Genomic DNA, 15063 nt, shown 5'->3' on the forward strand with positions numbered 1-15063 from the left:
ACGCCCATGGCGGTGTTATTGGGCGTCGACACGGGCGGCACCTATACGGATGCGGTGCTGATCCGCGATGAGACCGAGGTGATCGCCACCGCCAAGGCGCTGACGACCCGTGCCGATCTGGCCGTGGGCGTGGGCAAGGCGGTCAGCGCGGTTTTGGCCCAATCCGGCGTGGCGGCGGAAGAGATCGCCATGGCCTCCCTCTCTACCACGCTGGCGACCAATGCGCTGGTCGAGGGGCAGGGCGGGCGCGTCGCCTTGATCTATGTCGGGTTTCGGGCGGCGGATCTTGAAGCGCATGGGCTATCGGAGGCGTTGCGGGGCGACCCTTGTCTGCTGCTCTCCGGCGGGCATGATCACGCGGGGGCAGAGGCGGCGCCGCTGGACGAACCGGCCCTGATCGCTTTTTTAGAGACGCAGAAGGCCGAGGTCAGCGGCTTTGCAGTGGCCAGCCAATTTGCCACGCGCAACCCCGCGCATGAGCAGCGGGTCGCAGAACTGGTGGCAGAGGTCACGGGGCGCCCCGTCTCGGCCTCTAACGGTCTCTCGGCCAAGCTGAACGGGCCGAAACGGGCGCTTACGGCGCTGTTGAACGCGCGACTGATCGGCATGATCGACCGGCTGATTGGCCGCGCAGAGGATCAATTGCGCCATCTGGGCATCCACGCGCCGTTGATGGTGGTGCGCGGCGATGGCGCCCTGATGTCGAGCGCACAGGCCCGCGAACGGCCGATCGAGACCATCCTCAGCGGCCCTGCGGCGTCGCTGGTGGGCGCGCGGTGGTTGACCGGGGCAGAGACGGCGCTGGTGTCGGATATCGGCGGCACGACGACCGATGTGGCCCTATTGCGCGACGGTCGCCCGGCGATTGACCTGGCAGGCGCGCAGGTCGGTCCCTATCGAACCATGGTCGAGGCGGTCGCGATGCGTACCCACGGGCTGGGCGGTGACAGCGAGGTGCATTTCACGTCTCAGGGTCTAACCGCGGGCGTGACTCTTGGGCCGAAGCGGCTGCTGCCGATCTCTCTCATCGCGGTCGACGCGCCGGAGGTGGTGCATAACGCCTTAGACGCGCAGCTGCGCCGCAGCGTGGTGGCAGAGCATGACGGCCGCTTTGTCCGTGCCGTAGAGGGGCAGGGGGCCGAAGGTCTGGCCCCGCGCGACAGGGCGCTGTTGGAGCGGATCGGCGGCGATGTCTGGCCGTTGGGGGATGTGCTGCGCAATCGGGTCGATCAAAGCGCTTTGGCGCGGTTGGTCGCACGCGGGTTGGTGCAACTGGCAGGGGTGACGCCCACGGATGCGAGCCATGTGGCGGGGCATCTTTGTGCATGGGATGCCGATGCCGCGCGCAAGGCGCTGACCCTGTTCGGGCGCAAGCGCGGCGGTTCGGGGCTGCGGTTCTGCCCCGATCCTGATGACCTCGCCCAGATCATCCTCGACCGTTTGACCGAACAGACGACTTTGGCCCTGTTAGAGACTGCATTCGCCGAGGAAACCCCCGGTTTCGACCTGCCGCCAGAGGTCTTGGCGCGCCATGTGCTGATGCAGCGCGGCCTGTCGGGACATCGTGGCGTGCTGCGGATCGATGCGGGGCTGAACTTACCTGTCGTGGGATTGGGCGCCTCGGCGGCGACCTACTACCCGCCAGTGGGCAAAAGGCTGGGCAGTGAGATGATCTTGCCCAAATACGCCCATGTCGCCAACGCCATCGGCGCGGTGGTGGGCCGGGTCACCATGCGCGAAAGCGCGACCATCACCGTTCCGCAAGAGGGGGTGTTTCGCCTCCACCTCGCTAATGGCCCGCAGGATTTCCCGACCGCTAAATGCGCTTTGTCCCAAGCGGAGCGCGCTTTGACCGAAGCCGCCCGCGCCCGCGCGCGAGCAGCTGGGGCGGCGGAGATTGAATGCCATGTCACGCGGGATATCCGGCTGGCGGATGTCGAGGGGCGGGAGGTTTTCGTCGAGGCCGCGCTGACCGTTGAAGCCTCGGGTCGCCCGCGGGTGGCGGTGGGCTAACCCCCGGCGCGGGGCCGGGGGCTGCGATTTATTCTGCGGCGTCGCGTTTGGGCAGGACCCAATCGGCGCGCGGGAAGTGGCAGGTGTAGCCGTTGGGCAGCCGCTCAAGATAGTCCTGATGCTCGGGCTCGGCCTCCCAGAAATCGCCCACCGGCTCAACCTCGGTCACAACTTTGCCGGGCCAGAGGCCCGAGGCTTCGACATCGGCGATGGTGTCTTCGGCCACGGCTTTCTGTTCGTCGTTCACATAGTAGATCGCCGAACGGTAGCTCATCCCGATGTCGTTACCCTGACGGTTCACCGTGGTCGGGTCGTGGATCTGAAAGAAGAATTCCAGCAGCTCGCGGTAAGAGGTCTTGGCGGGGTCGAATATGATCTCGATCCCTTCGGCATGGGTGCCGTGGTTGCGGTAGGTCGCGTTGGGCACGTCGCCGCCGGTATAGCCGACGCGGGTCGAGACCACGCCGGGGCGGCGGCGGATCAGGTCCTGCATGCCCCAGAAACAGCCCCCGGCCAATACTGCGCGTTCGGTTGTCATGTCACATTCTCCACTTGGTTGAGATATTCGCCATAGCCTTCGGCTTCCATGTCGTCACGGTGGATGAAGCGCAGGGAGGCGGAATTGATGCAATAGCGCAGCCCGCCCCGGTCGGGCGGGCCATCGGGGAAGACGTGGCCGAGGTGGCTGTCGCCGTGTTTGCTGCGCACTTCCGTGCGGACCATGCCGAGCGAGGCGTCTTCCAACTCTTCGACGTAGGCAGGCTCGATCGGTTTGGTGAAGCTCGGCCAGCCGCAGCCGCTTTCGTATTTGTCCGAAGAGGCAAAGAGCGGCTCGCCCGAAACGATGTCGACGTAGATGCCCGGTTCCTTATTGTCGAGGTATTTGCCGGTGCCGGGGCGTTCGGTGCCGCTGCGTTGGGTGACGTGGAATTCTTCGGGGCTCAGCGCGTCAATCGCGGCATTGGTTTTTTCGTATTGCGGCATGGCGTCCTCCATTCATGGGCTTGGCCTATTAGATGGGGTGTGGCGGTGAAATTCAAAGGGGGTGCGCCTCACACTGGCGTTATGCCCTGCGCTGGCGCGAGACTTGGACGGCGAGGATGCCGCCCGCGATGATCGCGACGCCAAGGATGTCGCGCGGCCCCAGCGTTTCGCCCAGCAGCAGCGCTGCGATGGCCACGCCGAAGAAGGGGTTGAGGAAGTGAAAGGTCGCCGCCCTTGTGGCGCCGATGCGGTTGACCAGCCAGAACCAGACCACAGTGGCGGCCAAGCCGGGCACGAGGCAGGTATAGGCGAAGGCAAGCGTCAGGCGCAGGCTGGGGTCGATCCGGGGCGTTTCGAACAGCGCGGTGGCGATGGAGAGGGCGACGCAGCCGACGAGCATTTGCAGGCCCACGACCATCAGGAAGTTGCCGCCCGAGGTCGCGCCGCGCACCAGCAAAGTGGCGGCGGTGAGGGCCACAACGCCGATGGCGCAAAGGATGAGGCCGTAGAGGTCTACTTGCCCGCCAAGGCGCGCGCCCATGATGATGGCGACGCCGATGACACCGGCGAACAGCCCCGCGATGCCCAGAGGGCGCAGTTTTTCACCCAAGAAGGCCCAAGCGGCGAAGCCGACGAGCAGCGGCATGGTCGAGGCGATGATCGCGGCGAGGGACGCCTCGATGGTCTGCATGGCGATGAAGTTAAGGCCGAGGTAGACCGCGTTTTGCAGCACGCCGAAGATGATCGTGGCCCGCCATTGCGCGGGGGTGAGGCGCCAGCTTTGCCCCAAGGCCAGCGCGGCGCCGACGCCGATCAGGCCCGAGATCAGGTAGCGCAGGGAAAGGGCCAGCAGGGGAGAGGCGTCCATCACGATGATGCGGGCTGAGGTGAAGGCCGAGGACCACATCACGGCAAAGGCCAGGCCCATGAGAATTGCGCGGATGTCCATGAAATGCCCCCTGTGCTGAACTTGCTAAGGAATGGCGGGTTTGTAGGGGGAGGGCAAGGTGGGTTTGGTGGGATATGCCACCCGGTCCGGAAACAGGCCGTAGGCGGTGGCCCTCCATCAATCCTACAACTAAAAAGGGCCGTCCGAAGACGACCCTTTCGTAAACGCTCAGCCCAAGGCTTACTCGTTCACGCTGTCCTTCAGCGCCTTCGCGATGGTCATCTTGACCACTTTGTCGGCGTCTTTCTTGAACTGTTCGCCAGTGGCGGGGTTGCGGACCATCCGCTCGGGGCGCTCACGGCAATAGATTTTGCCCACGCCCGGCAGGGTCACGGCACCGCCGGCGGACACTTCACGGGTGATCAGGTTGCAAACGGCGTCGAGCGCTGCGCCTGCGGATTTCTTGTCGGTGTCCATCTCTTCTGCCAGAGCAGCAACGAGCTGGGTCTTGGTCATCGGTTTTGCCATTTTATTCTCCTTAGACTGCCCGCTTTTTAGGGCCTCATGGCCGGAATGTAACGGTATGTTGTGGGATAACACAACGAATTGTGGCGCTATAAACGCGAAAACATGCGATTTTCCGCTGTTTCCAGCCCTATAGGAACGCTGTTTCGTCGAAGGATCGAAGTTTCCGGCTGTGGATCCGCTCCAGCGGCATGCGGCGCAGCAACTCCATGGCGCGGATGCCGATCATCAGATGGCGGGCGACTTGGGTTTTGTAGAAGTCTGACGCCATGCCGGGCAGTTTCAACTCCCCATGCAGCGGTTTGTCCGACACGCATAGCAGCGTGCCATAGGGCACCCGGAAGCGATAGCCATTGGCCGCGATGGTGGCGCTTTCCATATCCAACGCCACGGCGCGCGATTGGCTCAGCCGTTGCACCGGGCCGGATTGGTCGCGCAGCTCCCAGTTGCGGTTGTCGATGGTGGCGACGGTGCCGGTGCGCATGATGCGTTTCAGCTCATAGCCCTCAAGTTGGGTGACCTGCGCCACCGATTGCTCCAGCGCGATCTGGATCTCGGCCAGCGCCGGGATCGGCACCCAGACCGGCAGGTCGTCGTCGAGAACGTGATCCTCGCGCAGGTAGCCATGCGCCAGCACGAAATCACCCAAAGCCTGCGTGTTGCGCAGACCGGCGCAGTGGCCCACCATCAGCCATGCATGGGGGCGCAGCACGGCGATGTGGTCCGTCGCGGTCTTGGCGTTGGACGGCCCGACGCCGATGTTGACCAGCGTGATGCCCGAGCCGTCCGCCCGCTTGAGGTGATAGGTCGGCATCTGCGGCGTCTTCAGCGTGTCGGCCAAGGGCGCATCGGGGTCGGTGATCTCGGCATTGCCGGTCGAGACGAAGGCGGTATAGCCGCTTTCCGGGTCGCGCAGCATCTCGCGGGCGTATTGCTCAAACTCCGTCACATAGAACTGGTAGTTGGTGAACAGCACATGGGTTTGGAAATGCTCAGGATCCGTGGCCGTGTAATGCGCCAGCCGCGCGAGGGAGTAATCGACCCGCTGTGCGGTGAAGGGCGCCAGCGGGCGCACGTCATCCTCGGGCACATAGGTGCCGTTGACGATATCGTCATTGGTCGTCGACAGATCCGGCACGTCAAAGACATCGCGCAGGGTGAAGTCCGCCGCCCCCTCCTGCGGCACGTTCAGCGCGTTGTCGCCGGACATGGCGAAATGCACCGGGATCGGCGTGGTCGAAGGGCCGACAATCACCGGCTGGTCGTGGTTTTCGATCAACAGGCCGATTTGCTGGATCAGGTAGTTCCGAAACAGATCGGGCCGGGTGATCGTCGCGGCAAAGGTGCCGGGAGAGGAGACATGCCCGAAAGACAGCCGCGTATCCACATGCGCATAGGAGGAGGTGCGAAACCGCAGCTCAGGGTAAAAGGCGCGGACGCGGGCATCGGGCGCCGAGCTCTCCATCGCCTTGGCAAAAGACTCCCGCAGGAAGGTGGTGGCTTGCTGATAGAGTTCGGTCAGACGGTCCACGGCAGCGGTCGCATCGCGGAAGCTTTCCGGGTTCGGGGTGTCCGGGGTCAGGATCGTTGTCATGTTTGCGGCTCTAACAAAGGTATGATTTCAAATTTCTGCACATCGACCAGCCCAAGGTCCGAGATCCGCAGTTCGGGGATCACCACAAGGGCCAAGAGCGAATGCTGCATATAGGCGTTGTTCAGCTTGCAGCCACAGTCGATCATCGCTTGAACGAGGGCTTCGGCATCGGCGGCGACCTCAGCGGCGGGACGGTCGGACATCAGCCCGGCGATCGGCAGGGCGACCAGCGCCAGTTCTTCGCCTTCGCGGAAGATGGTGATGCCACCGCCCACCTCACGCAGGCGGTTGGCGGCGCGGGCCATCTCCTCGGCATCGGTGCCGACGACGATCATATGGTGGCTGTCATGCGCGACGGTCGAGGCCATCGCCATGCGCCCCTCGTAGCCGAAGCCCGAGACGAAGGCATTGGTCACCGTGCCGGTGGCGCGGTGGCGCTCAACCAGCGCGATCTGGCAGACCTCGCCGGTGCCCTGCACGCGGCCTTCGGTCACCGGCAGTTCGAACTTCAGCGCCCGGGTCGGGGCTTGGTTCTCGACCACGCCGATGACATTGGCGGTGACGGCATTGGCGCCTTCGGGGGCGGGGATGTCGAAATCATTGGCCTCAAGATCGCGGGCCATGTTCACCGTGTTGCGCGCGGTGTCTGGCCAATCGAAATGCGGGCAGTCGACAAGGCATTTGCCGTCTTCGGCCACCACTTCGCCGCGCGCGATCACTGTCTCGACCGGGAAACTCGCAAGGTCCGAGGTCAGGATCACATCCGCCCGACGGCCCGGCGTCAGCGAGCCGATTTCGCGCTCCAGCCCGAAATGCGTCGCGGTGTTGATCGTCGCCATTTGCAGAGCAATCAACGGGTCGCAGCCACAGTCGATGGCATGGCGTAGAACGCGGTTCATATGCCCTTCGTTGGTGATCGTGCCCGAGTGGCTGTCATCGGTGCAAAGGATCATATTGCGCGGATCGAGGCCTTTTTCGGTGATCGCGGTGATCTGCGTCTTCACGTCGTACCAGGCCGACCCCAGCCGGATCATCGACCGCATCCCCTGCCGCATCCGCGCCACGGCGTCGGCCTCGCAGGTGCCCTCGTGATCGTCCGCCGGACCGCCCGCCACATAGGCGGCAAAGGCGGGGCCAAGGTCGGGGGAGGCGTAATGCCCGCCCACCGTCTTGTTCGCGCGTTGCGTGGCGGCGATCTCGGCCAGCATCTGCGGATCGGCGTTGCTGACGCCCGGAAAGTTCATCATCTCGCCCAGACCCACGATGCCGGGCCATGTCATTGCCTCGGCCACGTCCTCGGCGGTGATCTCGTAGCCCGTGGTCTCCAGCCCGGGGGCGGAAGGCGCACAAGAGGGCATCTGCGTAAAGATGTTGATGGGCTGCATCAGCGCTTCGTCGTGCATCATCCGCACGCCGTCGAGACCCAGCACATTGGCGATCTCATGCGGGTCGGTGAAGGCCGAGGTGGTGCCATGCGGGATCACCGCGCGGGCGAACTCGGCGGGGGTGAGCATGGTGCTCTCGATATGCATATGCCCGTCGCAAAGGCCGGGCGCCATGTAGCGGCCCTTGGCTTCGATGATGCGGGTGCTCTCGCCCCGGCAATGGCCGGCGTCGGGGCCGACAAAGGCGATGCGCCCGGCGGCGATGGCGATGTCATGGTCGGGCAGGCATTCGCGGGTGTGCACATTGACCCAAATGCCGCCGGTGATGATCGTATCGGCCGCGCGCCGTCCGGCGGCGACCTCGACCAATTGCGCGGCCACATCGGGCCAAGAGGGGAACGTTTTATCTGTCATGTCCAAAGGTGACATAGGGCCGGGGGAGGTTCAAGCGATCACGCCATCGGAAAGGGCGCGCGATGTTGCCAGAGCGCGCCGCTTGCGGCTAACTGGCGCGCAAGGAATTTACGGAACGATTATATGAATTTTCTCTTTGTGCACCAGAACATGCCCGGCCAATACCGGGAATTGATACAATGGCTGGCGCAGACGGGCGGGCATCGCATTTATTTTTTGACCCAACGTCAAAATGCGCCGCAGCTGCCGGGGGTCGAAACCCGTGTCTACCGCCCCCATCACCGCCCCGACGAGAAGGCCTATGGTCTCTCGCGCATTTGGGAGGAAGCCTCAGGCAATGGGTTCGGCGCCGTCAACGCCGCCCAGCAGATCGAAACGAAGGAGGGCTTTCGCCCTGACATCATCATCGGCCACGTCGGTTGGGGGGAGTTGAGTTTCTTCAAGCAACTTTGGCCTGACGTGCCGATCATTGGTTATTTCGAGTATTACTATAACATGACCGGCGGGATGGTGGGCTTTGACCCTGCCGAGAAAATCTCGGCCCATGCGCCCTATCTCAACCACGCGCGCAACATCGTGCCGCTTGCCAATATCGAAACCGTCGATCTGGGCCATTGCCCGACCTATTGGCAACGCGACCGTTTCCCCGAGAGCTTTCACCGCAAGCTCTATGTCTGTCACGACGGCATCCGCACCGATCAGCTTTTGCCCGACCCGGATGTGAGCCTGCGTCTGGGGCGTTTGGCGCGGCCCGTCACGCGCGAGGATGAGATCATCACCTATGTCGCGCGCAATCTGGAAAAGACCCGCGGTTTTCACACGATGATGCGCGCCCTGCCGCGTATCTTGGCCGAGCGGCCCCATGCGCGGGTGGTAATCGTCGGCGGCAATGAGGTCTCCTACGGCAAGCAGAGCGATCACCCCGGCGGTCTGCGCGGAGAGATGGCGGCGGAGTTGCAGGATCGGGTCGATTGGGATCGCGTGCATTTCGTGGGCAAAGTGCCCTATCCCGACTTCAAGAAGCTGGTGCAGATCAGCCGCTGTCACATCTATCTCACGATGCCCTTCGTGCTGTCTTGGTCCCTGCTCGAAGCCATGTCGATGCAGGCCACGATCGTCGCCTCTGATGTAGCCCCGGTGCGCGAGGCCGTGACCCATGGTGAAACCGGCCTGCTGGTGGATTTCTTCGATCCCGATGCGCTGGCAGCGCAGGTGGTAGAGGTGCTCGCCCGTCCGCAGGATCACGCCCATCTCGGCCCGGCGGCGCGGGCCCATGTGGTCGAGAATTATGATTTCCTGACCCGCTGCTTGCCCGAACACCTTGCGCAGATCAACGCATTGGTGCCCGAGGGCAAGCGGATCGGTTAGGGTCAGTTGCTGAGGTTTCCGGCGGTATTCACCAGCCCGAAGACCGAACCGACAAGGCCCAGAATGGTGCGGGTGTCCGACAGCGGGCTTTCCGTCGCGAGCACCAGATCGCCGGATTGAATGTGGAAATTCCGCGCCGAGAACAGCCCGTCGGATGTGGTCAGATCCAGCGTGAACACCACCCGCGTGCGGCGCGGGCCGCGCACGCCCGCACTCACCGCGCTGGCGGGGTATTCGCGCAGGATCAGGATGCCTTCGGGATCGGCGCGGGATTCGTTCACCCCGCCGATGATTGCCAATGCATCCAGCGCCGAGACTTCGTCGCGGTTAAAGGGAAACTGTGCCTCCCGCCCGGCGGCACCCAGCGACAGGAAGTAGCGGCGGTCATCTTCGATGATCAGCTTATCGCCCCCGATCAGCCGGGTGTCGAGGCTTGGGTTCTCATAAAGCCGGTCGATCGAGGTGGTATAGATATTGGCGCCGCGCAGCAGTTTAACCTGCGGGTTTTCGATACTGGAGAGCACGCCGCCGCCAGCTGAGATTGCAGCGAGAACGGTGAAGTTGTTGTCTGGCATCAGGATGTTGCCGGGCTTGTTGACCCCTCCCACGAGGTCCACCGAATTGCCGCGCCCTTCGGTCATTGCCAGTTGTACCTGTGCGGAGGGCACGATCCCCTCAAGCTGCCGTTGAAGCAATTGACGGGCCGAATCCGGTGTGCGGCCAGAGACTTTGACCTTGCCGATATAGGGCATGAAAATGGTCCCGCTTTCCGAGACGCGAATGCCGGGCAGGGTGGCGACTTGTTGAGCCGGCGAGGTCAGCAAGGAGTTATCGCCGCTGTCCCAGACCAAAAGGTCCAGCCGATCGCCGGGGCGGATGACTTGGGCATTTGACCCCCGGCTGGCGCCGATCCAACTATGGCGCTTACTATCGGTACGGGGCCATTGGGCGACATGGGGCAGAAAGGCATGGGTCACCGGATAGACAGCGATATCCGCATCCGGCGTCTCCGCCGCCCGTGTCACCTCTTTCTGAATGGCGGCACCGCGCGGAAGGTTTGCGCAGGCGGCGAGAGAGGATGCCAGCAGGATCGAGAGGAACAGCTTGCTGAGGTGCTTCATAAGATGCGCATCGCTTCCGAATGTTTTACCGGCAAACCGGGGTATTTGATCAATGTCTAATGTAAAATAACGGGTCTCGCAGGATACTGCCTGCACGGCCTATGATTACAATTCTAATTCGGCAGGATAATGACTGAACCTATGGCGTCAATGATTTCAATGGGCAATGCGGCTTCGGGCAGGGGGTTGGCATCTGGCGATGTGCTTTTGCTTGGCGCGACGGGGCGGCTGGGCGGCATGCTGCGCCGTCATTGGCCAGAGCCGGAGGCGCTGCGCAGCCAGTCGAGAGAGCCGCGGCCCGGTTTTTATGATTTCGATTTGCCAGATGCAGAAGAGAGCCCAAGCGACGCGGCCCTCGCAGCCGCGCGTGGGGCAAGAGCGATCATCTCTTTGGCGGGTGTGACGCCAGCCCGGGCGGGGGCTGGGGGTGCCACCTTAAAAGATAACGCCACCCTGGCCATAGCTGCGCTGAAACTGGCAGAAACGGCGGGGGCCCCGCGGCTTCTCGTCGCCTCATCGGCGGCGGTCTACGGTGCAGAGGACGGCCCGCTGCAAGAGGACCTGTCCTGCGCTCCGCTGTCGGATTACGGCAGGCAGAAGCTTGCGATGGAAAAGGCGGTGCAAGAGGCGAGCGGAGAGACCGCAGTCACTGCGCTACGGATCGGCAACGTAGCGGGGGCGGATGCGATCCTCGGGGGCTGGCGGCCGGGTATGCAGATTGATCGCTTTCCCGATGGTCGCACACCAAGCCGCAGTTACATCGGGCCGGTGACCTTGGCGCGGGTGCTTCACGCGCTTTGCCAAGCAGATAATTTGCCGCCCATTCTGAACATCGCGGCCCCCGGCGCGGTGGAAATGGGCGCGTTGCTGGATGCGGCGGGGCTGGCGTGGGAGCCCAAACCCGCCCCTGCCGCTGCCATTCCCGAGGTGCGGCTGGATACGAATGAACTTGAACGCCACGTCGATTTCACGCCAGAAACTCAAACGCCCGCCGGTTTGGTGCAGGAATGGCAGCTGGATATGAATAAACGATGAAGACCCATCAATGACTTGGCGCAAGCGCATTTTCGATCTGTTCTTCGCCAGTCTGCTCGTCGTCATTGTGGGGCCGATCCTGCTGGGGTTGCTGGTCTGGCTGCTGGTCAAAGAGGGGCGGCCACTTTTCCATGTGGCCGAACGGATGAAAACGCCGGAAGAGAGTTTTAAGCTCTGGAAACTGCGCACGATGACCGTGGCAGAAGAGGATCAGGGCGTGTCGGGCGGCAACAAGGCCGCGCGGATCACCCCCACGGGCGCATGGCTCAGGGCGCGGCGCTTGGATGAGTTTCCTCAGCTGTGGAACATCCTGCGCGGTGATCTGAGCTTTGTCGGCCCCCGCCCGCCGCTGCGCGAATATGTTGAGCGTTTCCCCGAGGTCTATGCCGACGTCCTAAAATCCCGGCCCGGCGTGACCGGATTGGCCACGATCCGCTACCACAAACATGAAGAACGGCTGCTGTCGCACTGCGAGACCGCAGCAGAGACCGATCGTGTCTATTGTCGCACCTGCGTCCCGCGCAAGGCCCAGCTTGATCTGATCTATCAGCGCCATCAAAGCATCTGTTTTGACTTTGCCCTGATGCAGCAAACCGTCCAGAACTTCTTCAGCCGAGGTTGAGGTTTTCAGTAGTCGGGCGAGACGCCGCTGAGCACATGTGTTAAGAATTGGTTTTGTTAACCAAAGCGTGACATTGTTTGCCGCATATTTAAGCAATTGTAGATTCGGATGGCGATGTATTATGCGCGTTTGGCCGTTTTCCCCCTTAGTGTGGTGCATCGGCGCCAAGGACAGAAGATGGTAGTGCGCAGGTGGGGAACGCAGTGCATTCTCGAATACAGCCGTAAACAGGGGAGCGGCGCATGTTGAGCATTATCAAGTCGCTGACCAAGCGGCAAAAGCGCGTAATCATGCTGACGCTCGATTCCTGTTTGATCTTGCTGGCTGCCATCCTCGCGCTGGCGGTGCGCGGATTGCCTGAACCCTTCCTCGATGCCTTTTTCAGCTACGCCCTCACGCTACCCATTACCCTGATCGTCGGCGTAATCGTGTCGATCCGCTTGGGGGTTTGCACAACACAACTCAACGCCTACGAGACCGCAGCGGTCGGAAGCACCGCAATACTCGGGACTATCCTTGCGGCCGTATCTCTGCTGGGCGCGACCCTTCTGGGACTGGATTTCCCAATCGGCGTTCATGTGATGTTCGGGGCGATCTTTTTCTCTCTGGTGGTGCTGTCGCGGGTCATCTTGTTGCATATCGTGTTGCAAATCTACCGGACGGGCGACGCGCGGTGCCGCGTTTTGATCTACGGCGCAGGCACCACGGGGACGCAACTGGTTTCGGCCCTGCGCGGCCATGAAACGATCGAACCGATTGCTTTTGTTGATGACAATATCGCGCTTCAGGGGCTCAACGTCTCGAAGCTGCCGGTCTATTCTCCACGGGGCATCGCTGAACTTACCGTCGAAAAGCAGATCGACCGCGTGTTGCTTGCCGTGCCTTCGCTCAGCACCCCCAAACAGGCCCAGATCGCTCGGCGGTTGGAAAAGCTAGGTCTTGAGGTGCAGACCCTCCCCTCCTTCGCGCAGCTGATCGGCGAAGAGGCCTTGGTCGACAAGCTCTCCCCCGTCTCTCCGAGCCGCTTTTTGAACCGGGATGAGGTCACCCCTTTGATCAACGAAGGGGGCGAGAGCTATGCGGGTAAAGTGGTTTTCGTCTCGGGCGCAGGGGGCTCCATCGGGTCGGAACTGTGCCGCCAAGTGTTGCTTTGTCGGCCCACCAAACTGGTGCTTTTCGAGTTGAGCGAACTGGCCCTCTATAACGCCGACATGGAGATCCGCCAGTTGGCCGAGGGCAGCGATATCGAAATCGTTTCGGTCTTGGGGACGGTGACGGATACCCGGCAGCTGCGCAAAGTGCTGTCGCAACACGGGGTCAATGTGGTCCTTCATGCCGCGGCCTATAAACATGTGCCCTTGGTCGAGGCGAACCCGTTGTCGGGGCTGGTGAACAATGTCCTCGGGACCCATGCTCTGGCCGAACAGGCTGCCCGGGCGGGGGTGGAGCGTTTCATCCTCGTATCCACTGACAAGGCCGTGCGCCCGACCAATATCATGGGCGGGTCCAAGCGCCTTGCCGAACTCGTCATTCAGGATATGGCGCGCAAATATGGCGGCCCGGGCGGTGTCATCTTCTCCATGGTCCGCTTCGGCAATGTTCTGGGGTCCTCCGGGTCGGTCGTGCCACTGTTCCAAGAGCAGGTCAGCCGCGGAGGCCCGTTGACGGTGACGGACCGCGGGGTGGCGCGCTACTTCATGACGGTCGAAGAGGCCGTGCGCTTGGTCCTACAGGCCGGATCGCTGGCCCAAGGGGGCGAGGTCTTTGTTCTGGACATGGGCAAACCTGTGCCGATCCTCAAACTGGCCCGGCAGGTGATCGAGACCGCCGGATACACCGTGCGGGACGAAGACAACCCCGATGGCGATATCGAGATTGAGATCACCGGTCTGCGCCCCGGCGAAAAGATGACCGAAGAGCTCACGTTGAGCGGTCTGCTGATCAATACGGCCCATCCCAAAATCTATTCCGCGCGGGAAAACGGGCTGCACGAACTCGAAATCGCCTCTGCCCTGCGAGATCTGCGTGAAGCACTAGTGGCGAATGACGAAGCGCTGGCGCGTCAAGTGGTCTACCGTTGGGTTGAGGGGTTCGCCCCGCCTGAGGCGTTGCGAAAGTCCTCATAGCGAAGTGCATGGTAGGTTCTAATGATCGCAGCGGATCGACCTCCTGAAAGAGTAAATCCACCGCTTGCCGCTTGTGATTGCGGCCCATGCGGGCCACTTTGGCGGTATGGATAAAACGCTTCTTTCCCTCGGCCATGGCTATAGCGCGCGGGCCTTGGCGGCCCGGTTGCTCCCGCAAGGCTGGCGCATCATCGGCACGACCCGCAGCCGTGAAAAACTGGATGAGATCGCAGCGACGGGGGTGGAGCCGATGCTCTGGCCCGGCAGCGATCTGTCTTCGCTTTTGCAAGAGGTGCCCAACCTATTGGTCTCTGCCGGGCCGGGGCCGGAGGGGGATCCGGTTCTGCTGGATTTGCAGGATGAAATCACCGCAGCGGCCCCCCATTTGCGGTGGGTCGGCTATCTGTCGACCACCGGCGTCTACGGCGACCATGGGGGCGATTGGGTGGATGAGACGGCACCGCTCACCCCCTCCACCCGGCGTGGCGCGGCGCGGGTGCAGGCCGAGGCGGCATGGGGCGCGATCCCCGGCCTGCCGTTGCATATCTTCCGGCTCGCGGGCATCTACGGCCCCGGGCGGGGGCCATTCGCCAAGGTGCGCAAAGGCACGGCGCGGCGCATCATCAAGGCCGGGCAGGTCTTTTCGCGTATTCATGTGGAGGATATCGCCCAAGCCTTGGACCTGTCGCTGGCCAAGCCGCAGCCGGGGGCGATCTATAACCTTTGTGACGATGATCCGGCCCCGCCGCAGGATGTGATCGGCCATGCCGCTGCGCTTTTGGGCCTGCCCTTGCCCCCGGCGGTGGACTTCGACAAGGCCGAGATGACCCCCATGGCCCGCAGCTTTTACGCGGAGAGCAAGAAGGTCCGGAACGATCACGCCAAGGCGGCGTTGGGCTGGCAACCGATCTATCCCGATTACCGCTCTGGTCTGGCCGCGCTGCTGGAGGCGGAAGACTGAATCCGAGGCACCGCCAGAGGCACTGA

Annotated in this window: 13 protein-coding genes; 6 read left to right on the forward strand and 7 right to left on the reverse strand. The window is 62.8% G+C overall.

Annotated features, from left to right (window positions below):
• Nucleotides 1-6: 6 nt before the first annotated feature.
• Nucleotides 7-2013: a hydantoinase/oxoprolinase N-terminal domain-containing protein gene (locus tag ACGYK9_RS08405; protein ID WP_394409468.1), complete on the forward strand. Its 2007-nt coding sequence runs from the start codon at nt 7-9 to the stop codon at nt 2011-2013.
• Nucleotides 2014-2041: 28 nt separating this feature from the next.
• On the opposite strand, the gene msrA is transcribed toward ACGYK9_RS08405, so the two are convergent.
• The 6 genes from msrA to ade form a co-directional block, all read right to left on the reverse strand.
• Nucleotides 2042-2551 (reverse strand): peptide-methionine (S)-S-oxide reductase MsrA, encoded by a 510-nt coding sequence (gene msrA / locus ACGYK9_RS08410; protein WP_168612444.1) that lies wholly within the window; start codon nt 2549-2551, stop codon nt 2042-2044.
• On the reverse strand, nt 2548-2997 hold the full coding sequence (gene msrB, locus ACGYK9_RS08415; protein WP_067263849.1) for a peptide-methionine (R)-S-oxide reductase MsrB: 450 nt from the start codon (nt 2995-2997) through the stop codon (nt 2548-2550). Before msrB ends, msrA begins: the two co-directional genes overlap by 4 nt.
• A 79-nt stretch (nt 2998-3076) precedes the next feature.
• Nucleotides 3077-3946, reverse strand: a complete 870-nt coding sequence (locus tag ACGYK9_RS08420; RefSeq protein ID WP_394409471.1) for a DMT family transporter — start codon at nt 3944-3946, stop codon at nt 3077-3079.
• A gap of 180 nt (nt 3947-4126) precedes the next feature.
• On the reverse strand, nt 4127-4414 hold the full coding sequence (locus ACGYK9_RS08425; RefSeq protein ID WP_007118569.1) for an HU family DNA-binding protein: 288 nt from the start codon (nt 4412-4414) through the stop codon (nt 4127-4129).
• A 127-nt stretch (nt 4415-4541) separates the two neighbouring features.
• Nucleotides 4542-6005, reverse strand: a complete 1464-nt coding sequence (locus ACGYK9_RS08430) for an AMP nucleosidase (RefSeq protein WP_394409474.1) — start codon at nt 6003-6005, stop codon at nt 4542-4544.
• Complete coding sequence (gene ade / locus ACGYK9_RS08435; protein ID WP_394409477.1) at nt 6002-7804, reverse strand: adenine deaminase; 1803 nt, start codon at nt 7802-7804, stop codon at nt 6002-6004. The genes ACGYK9_RS08430 and ade overlap by 4 nt, the downstream gene beginning before the upstream one ends.
• A gap of 123 nt (nt 7805-7927) precedes the next feature.
• Here ade and ACGYK9_RS08440 point away from each other — a divergent pair, with 123 nt between their 5' ends.
• Nucleotides 7928-9172 carry a glycosyltransferase family 4 protein gene (locus tag ACGYK9_RS08440; RefSeq protein WP_394409480.1) on the forward strand — a complete coding sequence of 415 codons (1245 nt, stop codon included), beginning with the start codon at nt 7928-7930 and terminating at the stop codon, nt 9170-9172.
• Nucleotides 9173-9174: 2 nt separating this feature from the next.
• On the opposite strand, the gene ACGYK9_RS08445 is transcribed toward ACGYK9_RS08440, so the two are convergent.
• Nucleotides 9175-10293 carry a polysaccharide biosynthesis/export family protein gene (locus ACGYK9_RS08445; RefSeq protein ID WP_394409483.1) on the reverse strand — a complete coding sequence of 373 codons (1119 nt, stop codon included), beginning with the start codon at nt 10291-10293 and terminating at the stop codon, nt 9175-9177.
• 141 nt (nt 10294-10434) lie between these two features.
• On the opposite strand from ACGYK9_RS08445, the gene ACGYK9_RS08450 reads away from it, so the two are divergent.
• The 4 genes from ACGYK9_RS08450 (at nt 10435) to ACGYK9_RS08465 (ending at nt 15037) form a co-directional block, all read left to right on the forward strand.
• Nucleotides 10435-11328: an NAD-dependent epimerase/dehydratase family protein gene (locus ACGYK9_RS08450; protein ID WP_394409486.1), complete on the forward strand. Its 894-nt coding sequence runs from the start codon at nt 10435-10437 to the stop codon at nt 11326-11328.
• A 10-nt stretch (nt 11329-11338) separates the two neighbouring features.
• Nucleotides 11339-11950, forward strand: coding sequence for a sugar transferase (locus ACGYK9_RS08455; RefSeq protein WP_394409489.1), 612 nt, complete (start codon nt 11339-11341; stop codon nt 11948-11950).
• 242 nt (nt 11951-12192) lie between these two features.
• Nucleotides 12193-14076: a polysaccharide biosynthesis protein gene (locus ACGYK9_RS08460; protein WP_394409492.1), complete on the forward strand. Its 1884-nt coding sequence runs from the start codon at nt 12193-12195 to the stop codon at nt 14074-14076.
• Between the two features lie 106 nt (nt 14077-14182).
• Entirely contained in the window at nt 14183-15037 is an 855-nt protein-coding gene (locus ACGYK9_RS08465) for an SDR family oxidoreductase (RefSeq protein ID WP_394409495.1), read from the forward strand.
• Nucleotides 15038-15063: the final 26 nt, after the last annotated feature.

Origin of the sequence: Sulfitobacter sp. 1A15258 (assembly GCF_043557045.1) — a bacterium.
Taxonomy (GTDB): domain Bacteria; phylum Pseudomonadota; class Alphaproteobacteria; order Rhodobacterales; family Rhodobacteraceae; genus Sulfitobacter; species Sulfitobacter faviae.